Below are 14270 nucleotides of genomic sequence, written 5' to 3'. Positions count from 1 at the left end.
TTATTAATGTTTATTATTCTAACATATTAAATGACACTTGTGGTTTTAAATGGTTTAGTCAGAATACCATTCCAGGCATTTGCCATAGTCCAGCAGTCCGTAGAGTATCTTTGATAATTAGAATTTTTTCTTGCATATTTGCTGGTTTATCTGAAGCATAATTTTTAGTTATAGATGCAAGATTATAAATTTTCAAAGACATTTTATTATTAGCTATTTCTTGCTCAAATATATAATTAGCTCTACGAATATGAGGATCAGAAGTAACTAGTAGAATATCCTGAATAGGTCTGTTTAGTCTTTTGATAAGACCAATAGTATTAATAGCATTTGTAACTGTACTAATAGATTGATCTTCTAAAATTATTTTATCAGTTGAAATCTTATGTTTTATTAGCCATTGTTTCATTTGATAAGATTCTGTAACTCCACCACATGCAGCTCCACCACTTACTATAATCATAGCATTTGGATACTTATGATAAGCTACAAGAGCAACTTTGAGTCTATCAGCTAAGGTATCTTTTATACTGCCGTCGTCATTTAAACCATAACCAAGAACAACTATAGCTAAATTATTATCTTTTAAATCTGTTAGTTGATCCAATTTGGTATTTACTTTTAGATCAAAGTTGCTTTTCGCTAGATTGATTGCAGAAATATAATGAGTCATTTCTGGCCACTTTGATTGTTTTATAGTAGCTATATTTTTAGAAAAATCTTGTGGCGTCCATATCAATGAATAAGCTGCTAAATAGACCTGTAACATAGGATTATTAAAGGAGTCTATATTGCCAAGTGCTTTAAAAGTTTGTTGAGCTTCTTCTACATGGTTATTTGAAACTTGTAATAATCCTAATGATATAACAAATTGGTTATATAAGTATGGGTTACTCTTAGCTTTATTGATTACCTGTTCCAAAGAAAGCATTGCTTGCTCGTAGTTTCCTCTTTGGGTTATAGCCGGACTTCCTTTATCGTTGCTTGATATATTTGTATCATATTGGATATTAGCAATAGCATTTTGCTGGTTTTCAAGTATATCAAGGTTAATAGTATGGTTAGCAAATAAGAATATAGGAAGTAATGTAAATATTATAATCAAGAAAAATTTATTTTTAATTTCTGACATATTTCTTCTCTTTAGTGACTTGAAACATAGAAATAATATAGAAGGTCCTTGAGAAATTAAATAGGTTTTTTTTGCAAATTAAATTACTATTTTATAATATAAGCAAAATAAATTTAATTTTTTAACCAAATGCAAAAAAAAATATCTTTAAAAAATATAGCATGTGCGGGCTTTGCAACTACAGTTGAATATTTTGACTTTGCTCTATTTGCGTATGTGACTGTGTTCATTTCAGCAACTTTTTTCCCAAATAATGACCCTACTGTAGCAATTATTAAAACGTTTGGTATGTTTGCTGCAGGATATTTAATGAGACCAATAGGAGGTATATTTTTTGGTAATTTAGGAGATAAAAAGGGGCGTAAATATGTTTTAATTGTTACAGTTAGTTTGATGCTTCTTTCAACTGCTGTGATAGCATTTACACCAGGCTATGAAAGCATAGGTATTATTTCAGTAGTATTTATAATTCTAGCTAGGATGATACAAGGTTTTTCTATTGGTGGTGAGTATAATGGTGTTTTAGCAATACTTAGCGAACAAGCACCAGATAATAAAAGAGGATTTATTACAGCATTTGGAACGTTCTTTTCTGGATTTGGAGTATTTTTAGGAACTTTGATCGTATTTTTATTTTCAAAGATGTTTTCAGAGCACCAAATGCATACTTTTGGCTGGAGGTTATGCTTTGTTATAGGAATGATCTTGGCTGTTATAGTTCTTATAATGCAGTTTTTTCAGGATGAATCACCAGAGTATTTAAAAGCTAAAGAAGATAATGTCTTAGAAGATACTCCTGTTATATCAGCCCTTAAAGAGTATCCGTACCAAATATCTATAGTATTTGCATTAGCAGGGTATTTGGGTATTGTTTATTATATGGTAGCAGCTTTTATACCATCGTTTTTAGAGTCTACTCTACATTATACTACCGATGCTGCAATGCTAGTTACTATGATAGCGTCTTTTATGTATTTTTTTACAGCTCCATTATGGGGTAAAGTGTCTGACATTCTAGGACGTAAAAAAGTTTTATTAGTCTCTTGTACAATGATAGGCATTTTAATGTATCCTAGCTTTTTGATAATAAATTTGGGAAGCTCTTCACAGTTTTTAGTTGCTATATTTATGATATTACTAATGTTGTTTATCTCAGCAGCTACAGCTACTTTTGTTGTAACTATTAATGAGTTATTTCCAACCCACCTTAGATTTAGTGGTGTAGCTACAGGCTATAATACCAGTAATGCTTTATTAGGAGGGACAGTGCCTTTAGTTTCGGGACTTCTAGTGCTATATTTTGGCAATATTGCTCCAAGTGTTTATGCAATTATCGCATCAATCATTATTGTGGTTATCATCTACAAAATGCCAGAAACAAAAGGAATTAAGTTGGAAAGGTGATTTTTTATTATTACTTTCATTTACTTAATAAATCTTTATCCATCAAATGACTTGGTAATACATTTGAAAGAGAATTTAAAATGTTACTTGGTACTTTAGGATTTTCATGTGCTAAGTCTTGGATAAGTTTTTTGACTTTCTTTCTCTTTAGATTTTCTTGCGAACCACAAAGGTTACATGGAATTATTGGGAAGTTTTCTTCTTTTGCAAATTCTATAAGATCGCGTTCTTGAACTAACACCATTGGGCGAATAACAGTATTTTCACCATCTTGAGTAATAAATTTAGGTGGCATAGATTTGATTTGCCCTTGATATAAGATAGACATTAGCAAAGACTCAATCAAATCATCACGATGATGTCCAAGAATTATTTTATCCATTTTATTCTCTTTTGCGTATCTGTAGATATTACCACGACGCAACCTAGAGCAGAGCGAACAATAAGTTTTACCTTCTGGTACTTTATCAACAACTACACCGTAAGTGTTTTTTGTCTCGATTTCATAAGATACACCTAAATCATCAAGATATTTTCTAAGTTGATTATCGTCCCACCCTGGCTGAGATTGATCTAGTGTATACACGTGAAGATCTATATCATAGGTTTTATCTTCAATTAATCCATGTAAAACTTTCAAAAGCCCAAAAGAATCTTTACCTCCAGACAGACAAAGCATAACTTTATCGCCTTTTTGTAAAAGATCAAAATCAGCGACAGCTTTAGTAATATAATGACGTAATTTTTTTTCAGTCTTTGTCATTTAGCGGTGTACCTTTTTAAATAGCCTATCTTTTTCACGTGCCCAATCTTTATCCTTTTGAGCTTGACGCTTATCATGAACTTTTTTACCTTGGGCTAGGGCAATCTCTACTTTTACTCTAGGACCTTTCCAATACATCGCCAGTGGCACACAAGTAAAACCTTTTTGCTCAATTCTACTCATGATTTTGTCTATCTCACGACGGTTAAGTAAAAGCTTACGTGTTGCTGCAGCATCCGCTACTATGTGTGTTGAGGCTGATAGTAAAGGAGTGATTAAACAATTAAAAAGCCAAGCTTCACCATGTTTTACATGCACATGACTATCTACCATCTGTACTTTACCAGCTCTTATACTTTTAACTTCCCAACCTTTAAGTACAATTCCAGCTTCAAATTTTTCTAGAATAGTGTAGTCATGGAAGGCTTTTTTATTTTTAGCAATAGTTGCTGGAGAAACCTTATGTTTACTCATAACTTTATTATTTTTTGTAAAAGATATACAATGTAATGCTATATATTATCAGCAAAATGTAAAAGATTAAATAAATGAATAAAGTTAATAAATTTGCCGTTGTAAACTACAGTGCTGCTCAAATGTATGATTTGGTGAATGATATCAAAAGCTATCCGCAATTTTTGCCAATGTGCTATGACGTTGAAATCTTTGAACAAACTGAAACACAAGCAAAAGCTTCTTTGAAAATAAAGTCTGGATTTGCAAAATTAGATCTAGCAACTCATAATACTATGGTAAAAAACCAACGTATTCATTTAAACCTAATAAGTGGTCCTTTTAAAACTTTAACAGGTGACTGGAATTTTGAGCCACAAGATGAAAATTCGTGTAAAGTTTCTTTAGATATGGAATTTACATTTGAAAATAAATTTGTAGAAATAGCTCTTGGTCCAGTATTCCGCGGTTTAGCAAATAAGATGCTAGATGCATTTTGTAAGCGTGCAGAAGAGGTTTATAAGTAAGTGAAAGTAGAGGTTATTTATCCACTTTTTAATGAGCAAAGGTCATTTTTTGTGGAGTTTGTAGGCAATCTTAGTGTTAGGCAAGCTATACAGAAATCTAAAATTTTACATACGTATCCTGAATTAGAAAAAATAGAAGATTTTAAAATAGGTATATATGGAGAAATTATTGATTTAGATGCTCCTATAAATGATAACGATAGGATAGAAATATATAGAGAATTGACTATTGACCCTAAAAAAGCTCGGATGCTAAGAGCTGAACAAAAGCGCAAAAAAGAAGGTATTAAGCTTTTCGGTGCATGATTTATGCAAACTTTTGTTAAAAGAAAATCTACTAGAATCAAAGGGTATGATTATTCCCAAAATGGCTACTACTTTATAACTATCTGCACCAAAAATAGAGTAAATTATTTTGGTAGTGTATCTAATAATGGTCAGATGGTGTTGAATAGTTATGGTAGTATTGTGTATGATTGCTGGAAGAGTATTCCGCAACATTATAATAAAGCTTATTTAGATGAGTTTGTCATAATGCCAAACCATATCCATGGTATTTTAATTATAAATAATAATGTAGAGACAGAACAGTGTTCTGTCTTATCAAAAGGTAATTCATTATCAATGACAGCACAATGTGCTGTCACTACAAATAGAAATATAGGTTTATCTCAAATCATAAAATCTTATAAAGAGATGTGTACAAAAAACATCAGAAATAATCTAGGGGATAATAACTTCCAATGGCAACGTTCATTCTATGATCATGTAATTAGGGATGAAAAATCACTTTTAAAAATCAGAGAATATATTCAAAATAACCCCACTAAATGGCATCTAGATAAATATAATTGTGAGAAGCAAGATGGGCACTAGAAAAATAGCTATTATTGGGGCAGGGCTTGCTGGGTGCTCAGTAGCGTACGAGCTTAGTAAAATAGGTGATTTTGATATAACTATCTTTGATAAAAATTGTCAAATAGCTGATGATGCTTCAGGTAACTTTGCTGGGATTTTAGCACCATATTTGACTTCTGATAATAACTATTCAGACCAATTTCACACTTTAGGTTATAAACTCTTATTAGGCTTTATAGATGAATATAAAGACAATTTAGAAATTTGTAATAAAGGCATGTTACAAATTTTAAATGATGAAAAAGAACAGGGCAGGCATACAAAAATTTTTAGAATTAGGGATATCCCAAAAGATTTAGCTAGTTTATTGGACAGGCAACAAACCTTCAAACTTCTAAATAAAGAACTTAATGTACCAGCAGCAGTTTATTACCCAAATGCCTTATCATTAGTGCCTAAAAGTATTTGTCAATTGTGGTTAAAATTATCAAATGCTAAATTGATTTTAGACACTGAGCTAGTAGATATTAAAAAATTAGATTCTAATGGTTGGCTTCTTGAGTTTGACAATTTTAATGAAAGGTTTGATATTGTTATTTTTACAGGAGGATATGAGCTTTTTAAAAAAATCTCCTACCTTCAAAAAATTCCAGTTTACCCCTCCCAGGGGCAGCTAACTGTTATTAATAAAACATTTGATATAAAAGACACTGTTATCGGTAAAGGGTATATAATTCCAAACTATAAAGATAATCTACAAGTTATAGGAGCAACTTTTCGAGAAAATAATGACACAACAGGGGAGATTAGAGACTCTGATAATGAATATAACTTATTTCAAATTAAACAAATGCTGCCAGGTTTATCCAAAGCCGACATAAATATAGTAGATTCAAGAGTAGCAACAAGATGTGTTACTTCAGATCATTTACCATTAGTAGGCAGACTTGTAGATTTCGATAAATTTGAACAAGATTTTTATAAACCTCTCTCAAAAGGTTATCCAAAGTCAAAAATGCCACAAGTAGAATATGAAAATGGCTTATATTTATCTTCTGGGTTTGGTTCAAAAGGTCTATGTTCATCTTTATTAGCTGCAAAGATTATTACCTGCCAAATTATAAATCAACCAGACATAGTTTCTGAAAAATTACTAGAAGCTTTATCACCACAAAGGTTTTGGGTTAGAAGTTTTAAAAAAAAGCTTTAGGTAGCATACTAACCCTAGTAGACCCACTTGGATTTTATAACTGGAGTTACGGACTTTTAAATTTAAGCAGTCATTTTGAGTATTTTTTTCATTTTTATAATTTCCCTATGACTCGCTTGATTGGCGGCGATTAACATTTTCCTTTTCAACGCATAGTGATTTTTATTTGAAGCAAGTTTTAGTTTTTCAAGTTCAATAAATGCACCTATAGATAAACCTATATGGTTAAGCTGAGTAGTAATTACAGATGTAGGTGATTTAGCAAGACTAGCGTTTTGTTTTATACTTCGATGATAAACTTCTATATTCCATCTTTTTTGATAGATATCTTCTATGTGGTTACTCTCTAGGTTTAGATCATTAGTAATTAAATAAATCTCACCTGTTGAATTGTCCCCGTTTTTGAAGACTTGGCGAGTAACCACAAGACTATATTTTATATCTTTTAAATAAATTTTCATAGCCTCATTTTCTAGCAATCCTAATTCATCTAACCTACAGTAGTTACCAGCAAGAGCATTAGCTTTACTCTTAGCAACTAAACGATTATTTGCTATACCTATTACATACGAGAGTTTATGTTTGTTAAAGAATTTCAAATTAGTTTTAGAAGCAAAATATCTATCAGCTACTATATAATCAAAACTAGAGAAATTCTTAATAATTTTCAATATCAGTTTTCTTGCCAGTTCATTAATTGTGTAGCGTGCTTTACGCTTTAAGCGCTCCATACCTGCTTTATCTTTTTCTACTACAAAGTTTTCCTTAGTTTGTACTTCAAAGCCTACAGGAATATTAGCATCTCCAACGTGGATTAAAGCACTAATAAGATTGATGCCTTTAACTGCTCTACCTACAGAATGATCATAAAACCAGTTTACTACCTCATTGACCATACTATCAGATTTAGGACTTATTGTATTGTCTATAGATAATATCTTTGGCTTATCTTTGTAGGCGTTTAAAATACTTTTACCTTTTAACCAGACATATTTACTTTCATAACTACCAACTTTTAACATCCGAGAAAAACTATCATGCTTTACTAGTTCATCTAACATACTTGAACACATTGTCGCACTTGCTTGGGAGTTTTGACATAATAAATATTCAGTATATAGATTGGCTAATTCACGTTGTTTCATTTTTAGAACATAACATAGTTGATGTAATTATAAATTAACACATAGAAAACTTTTTCGCTTTAACTTTTTCCCAAAAGTCCGTAACTCCAGTTTATAACCTTTTGTGAGGTACCAATCTGTTTTTCATTAACCTGACATTGAATCTTATACGAAATGTGTAAGATTAAGTATAAGTTTATTACAAATGAGTTACATTTAAGTATCAAAATAAACGTTGAGAATACAATCTAGGAAACTAAAATAATTTATTTATTATACCAGGCATTAATCCAACCTTTGACCCGGCTTTCTAATGTAGCCAAACTCGCTTTAGTATCTTTCTCTGTCAGATTAGCTTTATAGATACTTTTAGGCAATTTTCCGTAATATATTTGTTTTCCTCCAAATTGGTCCGCAGTAATATCAATACATAAATTATCCATTTGTAACCACGAATGGTCATGCCAAATATGGTTACTATCTTTATAACCATATCTATCTTTAACATTAAATGGGCGTCCAGAACTTATTTCCCATTTTTCTTCAAAGTCATTTACTAATATTTGCTTTAAAAAAATACAGCTATATCTACACATATGTGAAGATAAGCAAGAAGGAATTTTGCCCCAACTTGCATGAGCTTTTAACCATAATGGCTCAAGAAATCGACGTGCTTCTACAAGGAATAACCCTTTTTCAGATATCATTTATAAAATTTAGATAAGGAAAATAGAGATATTACATATTATAGCATACCTCTAGAGGCTTTTTTACGATCGCTTTCTGTAAGGTGTTTCTTTCTAAGTCTGATTGATTGTGGAGTTATTTCTACAAGCTCATCATCTTCGATAAACTCTAAAGCATATTCTAAAGTTAGTTTTATAGGTGTAACTAAAATAACAGCGTCATCTTTACCAGAAGCACGTACGTTAGTTAACTGTTTACCTTTACAAGGGTTTACAGCCAAATCATTATCTCTACTATGAATACCTATAATCATTCCCTCATAAACCTCTGTACCATGCCCTATAAACATTTTTCCACGTTCTTGCAGGTTAAATAAAGCAAAAGCCAAAGCTTTACCAGCACACATAGATACTAAAGTCCCATTTTGACGAGTTTCTAAAGCTTGCTTTTTCATTGGTCCATAGTGGTCAAATACTTTATTTAATATACCTGAACCAGACGTAATAGTTAAAAACTCTGTATAGAACCCTATCAAACCTCTAGAAGGTATTATAAACTCAAGTTTCACACGACCTTTTCCATCTGGTTCCATATTTTTAAGCTCACCTTGACGTAAGCCCATTTTTTCCATGACAGTACCTTGATGCTCTTCATCTATATTTATAATCGCATGCTCATATGGTTCATGCTTTTCACCATTAACTTCTTTAAAAATCACATGTGGACGAGATACCGCTATTTCAAAGCCTTCACGACGCATATTTTCTAATAAAATAGATAAATGCAATTCACCACGTCCAGAAACTTTAAATTTATCAGGATCATCTAGCTGCTCAACACGTAAAGCAACGTTATGAATCAATTCTTTCTCAAGTCTTTCTTTAATTTGGCGGGAAGTTACAAATTTACCTTCCTTGCCAGCAAAAGGGGAGTTATTAACTTGAAATGTCATACTAATTGTTGGCTCATCCACAGATAGTGGTGGCAGGGCTTCAACGTGCTCAGGGTTACATAGAGTATCAGATATTTTTAAACCATCCATACCTGTTACACATACAATATCCCCCGCACTAGCTTCAGGAACTTCATTTCTGTCTAATCCTAAATATCCTAATATTTGTAAAACTCTACCATTTCTTTTTTCTCCAGCAGCGTTGATTATAGTTACAGGAGTGTTAGTTTTTACAGAGCCTCTTTGAATACGACCAATACCTATAGTCCCTAAAAAGCTTGAATAATCTAAAGATGATATTTGCATCTGAAAAGGGCCAGTTTCATCAACTTTTGGTGGTTCAACTTTATCAATAATAGCATTAAAAAGATCACTCATATCAGTAGTTTGTTTTTCTAGATCGTCAGTGGCAAAACCATTTATGGCAGAAGCATAAATTATAGGAAAATCTAATTGGTCATCAGTAGCACCAAGTCTATCAAATAAATCAAATACTTGATCAACAACCCAGTCAGGACGAGCACCATCTCTGTCAATCTTGTTAATAACTACAATGGGTTTTAACCCTTTTGCAAAAGCTTTTTCAGTTACAAACCGTGTTTGTGGCATAGGACCATCTACAGCATCTACTAACAAAAGTACAGAATCCACCATTGATAATACACGCTCAACTTCGCCTCCAAAATCAGCGTGTCCTGGAGTATCAACAATGTTGATACGGTAGTCTTTATAATTAAGAGCTGTATTTTTAGCTAAAATTGTAATACCTCTTTCTTTTTCGATATCATTGGAGTCCATAACTCTTTCAACTTCTGGACCACGATTTTTTAAAGTCCCTGACTGTTGTAGTAGTTTATCAACAAGAGTTGTTTTTCCATGGTCTACATGGGCAATGATAGCGATATTTCTCAAATTTTTAAGCATGTAATTTACCTATTTTTATAAAATCAAGGATAATTATAGACTAATAAGGAAAAAAAGTACCTAAAAATAGTTTATAAACTTTAGGTTTTGCATATTTTAAAAATATACGGGTATGACGAAATTTTTTATAACAAAGAAAATTGAGACTCTTCTTTAACTTCTTTTTTTTCTTGAGAAATTCTTCTTTGTTGTACAGCTTTTGATAACATTTCTAACATTTCTAGTGTTTCATCAAAATTTACACAAGCATCTGTAACACTTTTACCATATTCAAGTGGTTTTTTATTAATGTCTTGATTTCCTGCTACAAGGTTACTTTCTATCATAACACCAAACACATCATCACTTTGAGCTATTTGCTTGCAAATATCAGTAAGCACAGTTTTTTGTTTGGAGTGATCTTTTTGACTATTACCGTGACTACAATCAATCATTACTTTAGTATCTAAGCCTGCTTTTTTGAGTTTTGCGATGCATTCATCAACATGTTCTTTGCTAAAATTAGGCCCAGATGCACCACCACGTAGGATTATATGGCCATTTTTATTACCTTTTGTTGCAAATATTGCCGTTGACCCTGATTTGGTAGTGCTTAGAAAATGGTGTGGGTAAGTAGCAGACTTAATAGCGTCTACAGCTACTTGAATATCACCATTAGTAGCATTTTTAAAGCCTATAGGTGCAGATAAACCTGATGCAAGTTCTCTATGGATTTGGCTTTCTACAGTTCTAGCTCCAATAGCACCCCAAGAAATTAACTCAGCAAAATATTGGGGTGTTATTACATCCAAAAATTCAGTAGCACATGGCAAACCCATATTAGTAATATCTGATAATAATTGACGTGCTATCTGTAACCCTTTATTTATACGATATGAATTATCAAGGTCAGGATCATTTACAAGTCCTTTCCAGCCAATAGTTGTACGTGGTTTTTCAAAATACACTCTCATTACAATAATGATATTTTTTTCAAATTTTTTGACTTGTTCTTTGAGCTTAGTCGCATATTCAAGCGCAGCTTTAGGATCGTGTATAGAGCAAGGTCCAACAACAACAACAACTCTATCATCATTACCATGAATTACATTAGCTACTTCTTTACGGGATTTTTTAACTGTTTCATACGAACCTTTTAAAAGAGGTATTTCTTGAATCAGTACTTCAGCAGGGATCAACACTTTTTCTTTTTCTATATTTATATTAGAAACTTTATCAAATCTTTTATCACCTATCATTAAATAATTTCCTATACTTATTATTTTTTACCTAGTAGATTTGCCATACCACCCACACGTTGCATAGCAGACATACGCTTCATTATATTTGCCATACCACCTTTTTTGCCAACTACACTTTTCATCATTTTTTTCATTTGAGTATGCTGTTGTAATAATTTATTAAGGTCTTGAACAGTGGTACCAGAACCTCTAATAATTCTTTGTTTTCTGCTATGTTTAATAAGTTCTGGCTTTTTACGTTCAAGTGGTGTCATTGAATCTATCATAGCCTCTATTTTTTTAAACATTTCATCACCAACGTTGCCAGGCATGTTTGGTATATTTGGTAAATTTGACATTATAGAGCCAACACCGCCCATTTTTTTCATTTGTAGAATTTGGTTCTTAAAATCTTCTAGATCAAAATTTTTACCACTTTTTAGTTTTTTAGTAAGTTTTTCGGCAGTATCTTTTTCTGTTTTTTGCTCTATGCTTTCTATTAAGCTAAGCATATCACCCATACCGAGGATTTTAGAAGCTACTCTATCTGGATGGAAAGGTTCTAAAGCATCAGTTTTTTCACCAGTACCTAAGAATTTAATAGGCTTACCAGTTATTTCCCTAATCGATAGAGCCGCACCGCCTCTAGCATCACCATCAGTTTTAGTTAATACTATACCAGTTAGTTCAAGAGCGTCATTAAAAGCTTTAGCAGTTACAGCAGCATCTTGACCGGTCATACTATCTACAGTAAATAGTGTTTCTATTGGTTTTGCAATTTTGTGAATTTGTTTGATTTCATCCATCATGGATTCATCTATATGTAATCTACCAGCAGTATCTATTATGAGCACATCAGCTAGTTTAGTTCTGGCTGTTTTGATAGCTTGAGTAACTATAAAGTCAGGCTTTTGGTTAATATCAGATTCAAAAAAATCAATATCTAAGCTATTTGCTAAAGTTCTTAGTTGATCAATAGCAGCAGGGCGGTAAACGTCTGCACTTACTACCATTACTTTTTTCTTATACTTTTCTTTAAGATATTTAGCAAGTTTTGCTGTAGATGTCGTTTTACCAGCACCTTGTAAACCAGCCATTAAGATAATAGCAGGTGGCTGAGTTTTTAAATTTATAGGTACAGCTTCTTCACCAAGAGCTTTTTCTAACTCTTTTTTTACAAAAGATACAAAAGTCTGATCTGGTGTAAGGCTTTTTTTAACTGTCTCACCAATAGCTTTTTCTTTGATATTTTCAATAAATTTCTTTACAACAGGTAAAGCTACATCGGCTTCTAATAGTGATACCCTGATATCACGTAAAGCTGATTGAATATTCTCTTCTGTAAGAGAAGTCTGTCCTTTTAATTTATTAAAAGAAGATTGTAATTTTTCCGATAAACTAGTAAACATAAGTCTATAAGTATTCCAACCCTTGGGGTGAATTAGTTATTAGTTAGGAAAATGTTAACATTTTTAGAGAAAATATACTATCTTAAGAGATTATACTTATGCCAATAACAACAAATAATAATAAACAAACTATAATGTATGTATAGTTTTTTTCTTTTATAAAGAAACAAAATTCTAAAAATATTCTCAAAACTGGGAAAATAATTATTAAGAATAGCCCAAAATTTATAATTTTTATCGCTACAGTCTCTTGATAATTTATTATATATTGACTACTACAATTAATGACTTCATAGCTCCTATAGAAAAAACCTATAATTAGGATTACTATAGAAATGATTAAGTTAGATTTTAAAACTTTATATATAATTTGACTTTTTGTCATAAAAGTAGCCCTTTACTGATCATTTGGATAGCTGCTATTAAGATGATGATAAAAAATGTTAACCTTAAGACTCTTACTGAGACAAAAGGCATAATTTTAGAACCTATTGTAGCTCCTAGTAAAGTTCCTAATGCAACTGGTAAAGTAATCACACTGTCAATATAGCCAGCAAAGTAATAAGTAGAAGTAGCAGCAAAAGCAGTTATTCCCATGATAAAATTACTCGTCGAAGCACTTACTTTAAACGGAATTTTCATTATTTTATCCATAGCAATAACTTTAAACGCTCCAGCGCCTATGCCTAGTAATCCACCAATAAATCCAGCTCCTAGCATACTTAAAAAACCTAAGCCAGGTTTATCAACGTTATAGTGTATTTCTTGATTATCAACCATGAATTTATCATTAAGTTGTAGTTTTTCTGCTAGTTTTGAAGAAAACTGCTGCTGAGAAGTTTGTCGTTTCGAGAAACTTAAAAATGCTATCACCACAAGTACTCCTCCAAAAATTAAGAACAAAGTAGCTGGTTTTATAGATATTGCTAGCTTTGCTCCAAGTGTTCCTCCGATTCCTGCTGCTAATGCTAAGAAGACACCAAGTTTTTCTTTTGTGAACCCGTGGGATTTTAAAGATACTATGGAAGTTGCTGAAGATGTACATATTACAGCAACTAAAGATGCTCCAATAGTATAGTGTAAAGGAACTCCTAAAACAGTTGATAGTAGAGGGGTAATAACTAAAGCTCCCCCTAATCCAACAACAGATCCTACAGTTCCACCTAACACTGCTACTAGAAAAATGATTACTTCAAATAAAAGGTTATTTTCCAAAATAAAAGAATTTTAAGTAACATTTTAAGTGAGAAAAGTATATCATTTCTAAAAAAGTTTGTTTTGGAAATATTGTGTTTTTATTGAAATGCTTTAGAATATAAAGCTGTTTTATATTTAATTATATAAGTTTAAAAATAATAATATAGGAGAATTAGCCACTATGGCAAAAGAAGATTGTATAGAAATGGAAGGGGTGGTTTTAGAAGCTCTTCCTAACACAATGTTCAGAGTTGAGTTAGAAAATGGCCACATTGTAACAGCTCACATTTCTGGGAAAATGAGAAAAAATTATATTCGTATCTTAACGGGTGATAAGGTTGTTGTTGAAATAACTCCTTATGATTTGACAAAAGGACGTATTAAGTTCCGTAGTAAATAAACTTGTTTCC

16 protein-coding genes are annotated in these 14270 nt (G+C 31.8%); 6 read left to right on the top strand and 10 right to left on the bottom strand.

What is annotated here, in order from left to right; genetic code table 11:
* Window positions 1-58 precede the first annotated feature (58 nt).
* Window positions 59-1132, bottom strand: a complete 1074-nt coding sequence (locus tag E4K63_RS04470; RefSeq protein ID WP_133942492.1) for a YdcF family protein — start codon at window positions 1130-1132, stop codon at window positions 59-61.
* A gap of 129 nt (window positions 1133-1261) precedes the next feature.
* Here E4K63_RS04470 and E4K63_RS04465 point away from each other — a divergent pair, with 129 nt between their 5' ends.
* Entirely contained in the window at window positions 1262-2536 is a 1275-nt protein-coding gene (locus tag E4K63_RS04465; protein ID WP_133942493.1) for an MFS transporter, read from the top strand.
* A 16-nt stretch (window positions 2537-2552) separates the two neighbouring features.
* Here the strand turns inward: E4K63_RS04465 and ttcA are convergent, their stop codons facing one another.
* Both ttcA and smpB read right to left on the bottom strand, forming a co-directional pair.
* Entirely contained in the window at window positions 2553-3299 is a 747-nt protein-coding gene (ttcA, locus tag E4K63_RS04460; protein ID WP_133942494.1) for a tRNA 2-thiocytidine(32) synthetase TtcA, read from the bottom strand.
* Window positions 3300-3773 (bottom strand): SsrA-binding protein SmpB, encoded by a 474-nt coding sequence (smpB, locus tag E4K63_RS04455; protein ID WP_133942495.1) that lies wholly within the window; start codon window positions 3771-3773, stop codon window positions 3300-3302.
* 74 nt (window positions 3774-3847) lie between these two features.
* Between smpB and E4K63_RS04450 the strand changes: the two genes are divergently transcribed.
* The 4 genes from E4K63_RS04450 to mnmC1 are packed head-to-tail and all read left to right on the top strand — an operon-like array spanning window position 3848 to window position 6347.
* Window positions 3848-4279, top strand: coding sequence for a type II toxin-antitoxin system RatA family toxin (locus tag E4K63_RS04450; RefSeq protein WP_133942496.1), 432 nt, complete (start codon window positions 3848-3850; stop codon window positions 4277-4279).
* Window positions 4280-4585 carry an RnfH family protein gene (locus E4K63_RS04445; protein WP_133942497.1) on the top strand — a complete coding sequence of 102 codons (306 nt, stop codon included), beginning with the start codon at window positions 4280-4282 and terminating at the stop codon, window positions 4583-4585.
* A gap of 3 nt (window positions 4586-4588) precedes the next feature.
* A complete protein-coding gene (locus tag E4K63_RS04440) occupies window positions 4589-5155 on the top strand; it encodes a transposase (protein ID WP_133942498.1) in 567 nt (188 codons plus the stop codon).
* Complete coding sequence (gene mnmC1 / locus E4K63_RS04435) at window positions 5145-6347, top strand: FAD-dependent 5-carboxymethylaminomethyl-2-thiouridine(34) oxidoreductase MnmC1 (protein ID WP_133942499.1); 1203 nt, start codon at window positions 5145-5147, stop codon at window positions 6345-6347. The genes E4K63_RS04440 and mnmC1 overlap by 11 nt, the downstream gene beginning before the upstream one ends.
* A 62-nt stretch (window positions 6348-6409) precedes the next feature.
* Here mnmC1 and E4K63_RS04430 read toward each other — a convergent pair whose 3' ends face one another.
* The 7 genes from E4K63_RS04430 to E4K63_RS04400 all read right to left on the bottom strand — a co-directional run bounded on the left by E4K63_RS04430 (window position 6410) and on the right by E4K63_RS04400 (window position 13878).
* Window positions 6410-7492 (bottom strand): IS701 family transposase, encoded by a 1083-nt coding sequence (locus E4K63_RS04430; RefSeq protein WP_179965672.1) that lies wholly within the window; start codon window positions 7490-7492, stop codon window positions 6410-6412.
* A 245-nt stretch (window positions 7493-7737) separates the two neighbouring features.
* Complete coding sequence (locus E4K63_RS04425; RefSeq protein WP_133942235.1) at window positions 7738-8178, bottom strand: hypothetical protein; 441 nt, start codon at window positions 8176-8178, stop codon at window positions 7738-7740.
* A 38-nt stretch (window positions 8179-8216) separates the two neighbouring features.
* Window positions 8217-10034, bottom strand: a complete 1818-nt coding sequence (gene typA, locus E4K63_RS04420) for a translational GTPase TypA (RefSeq protein WP_133942234.1) — start codon at window positions 10032-10034, stop codon at window positions 8217-8219.
* 125 nt (window positions 10035-10159) lie between these two features.
* Window positions 10160-11272, bottom strand: coding sequence for a 3-deoxy-7-phosphoheptulonate synthase (locus E4K63_RS04415; RefSeq protein ID WP_133942233.1), 1113 nt, complete (start codon window positions 11270-11272; stop codon window positions 10160-10162).
* A 20-nt stretch (window positions 11273-11292) separates the two neighbouring features.
* Window positions 11293-12663, bottom strand: a complete 1371-nt coding sequence (gene ffh, locus E4K63_RS04410; RefSeq protein ID WP_133942232.1) for a signal recognition particle protein — start codon at window positions 12661-12663, stop codon at window positions 11293-11295.
* 82 nt (window positions 12664-12745) lie between these two features.
* The gene (locus E4K63_RS04405) at window positions 12746-13048 is read right to left on the bottom strand and encodes a DUF1634 domain-containing protein (RefSeq protein WP_133942231.1); all 303 of its coding nucleotides are present in this window, start codon (window positions 13046-13048) and stop codon (window positions 12746-12748) included.
* Window positions 13045-13878 (bottom strand): sulfite exporter TauE/SafE family protein, encoded by an 834-nt coding sequence (locus tag E4K63_RS04400; RefSeq protein WP_133942230.1) that lies wholly within the window; start codon window positions 13876-13878, stop codon window positions 13045-13047. Before E4K63_RS04400 ends, E4K63_RS04405 begins: the two co-directional genes overlap by 4 nt.
* A gap of 163 nt (window positions 13879-14041) precedes the next feature.
* On the opposite strand from E4K63_RS04400, the gene infA reads away from it, so the two are divergent.
* Window positions 14042-14260, top strand: a complete 219-nt coding sequence (infA, locus tag E4K63_RS04395) for a translation initiation factor IF-1 (protein ID WP_003033733.1) — start codon at window positions 14042-14044, stop codon at window positions 14258-14260.
* Window positions 14261-14270 lie beyond the last annotated feature (10 nt).

Source organism: Allofrancisella inopinata, from assembly GCF_012222965.1.
GTDB lineage: Bacteria > Pseudomonadota > Gammaproteobacteria > Francisellales > Francisellaceae > Francisella > Francisella inopinata.
Note: the sequence above shows the minus strand (reverse complement) of the source record. Positions and strands in the feature narration are given on the sequence as shown.

Excerpts from the sequence above, each read along its gene's own strand:
- E4K63_RS04470 (WP_133942492.1), bottom strand. The coding sequence starts at position 1,132 with ATGTCAGAAATTAAAAATAAATTTTTCTTGATTATAATATTTACATTA.
- E4K63_RS04465 (WP_133942493.1), top strand. The coding sequence starts at position 1,262 with ATGCAAAAAAAAATATCTTTAAAAAATATAGCATGTGCGGGCTTTGCA.
- ttcA (WP_133942494.1), bottom strand. The coding sequence starts at position 3,299 with ATGACAAAGACTGAAAAAAAATTACGTCATTATATTACTAAAGCTGTC.
- smpB (WP_133942495.1), bottom strand. The coding sequence starts at position 3,773 with ATGAGTAAACATAAGGTTTCTCCAGCAACTATTGCTAAAAATAAAAAA.
- E4K63_RS04450 (WP_133942496.1), top strand. The coding sequence starts at position 3,848 with ATGAATAAAGTTAATAAATTTGCCGTTGTAAACTACAGTGCTGCTCAA.
- E4K63_RS04440 (WP_133942498.1), top strand. The coding sequence starts at position 4,589 with ATGCAAACTTTTGTTAAAAGAAAATCTACTAGAATCAAAGGGTATGAT.
- mnmC1 (WP_133942499.1), top strand. The coding sequence starts at position 5,145 with ATGGGCACTAGAAAAATAGCTATTATTGGGGCAGGGCTTGCTGGGTGC.
- E4K63_RS04430 (WP_179965672.1), bottom strand. The coding sequence starts at position 7,492 with ATGAAACAACGTGAATTAGCCAATCTATATACTGAATATTTATTATGT.
- E4K63_RS04425 (WP_133942235.1), bottom strand. The coding sequence starts at position 8,178 with ATGATATCTGAAAAAGGGTTATTCCTTGTAGAAGCACGTCGATTTCTT.
- typA (WP_133942234.1), bottom strand. The coding sequence starts at position 10,034 with ATGCTTAAAAATTTGAGAAATATCGCTATCATTGCCCATGTAGACCAT.
- E4K63_RS04415 (WP_133942233.1), bottom strand. The coding sequence starts at position 11,272 with ATGATAGGTGATAAAAGATTTGATAAAGTTTCTAATATAAATATAGAA.
- ffh (WP_133942232.1), bottom strand. The coding sequence starts at position 12,663 with ATGTTTACTAGTTTATCGGAAAAATTACAATCTTCTTTTAATAAATTA.
- E4K63_RS04405 (WP_133942231.1), bottom strand. The coding sequence starts at position 13,048 with ATGACAAAAAGTCAAATTATATATAAAGTTTTAAAATCTAACTTAATC.
- infA (WP_003033733.1), top strand. The coding sequence starts at position 14,042 with ATGGCAAAAGAAGATTGTATAGAAATGGAAGGGGTGGTTTTAGAAGCT.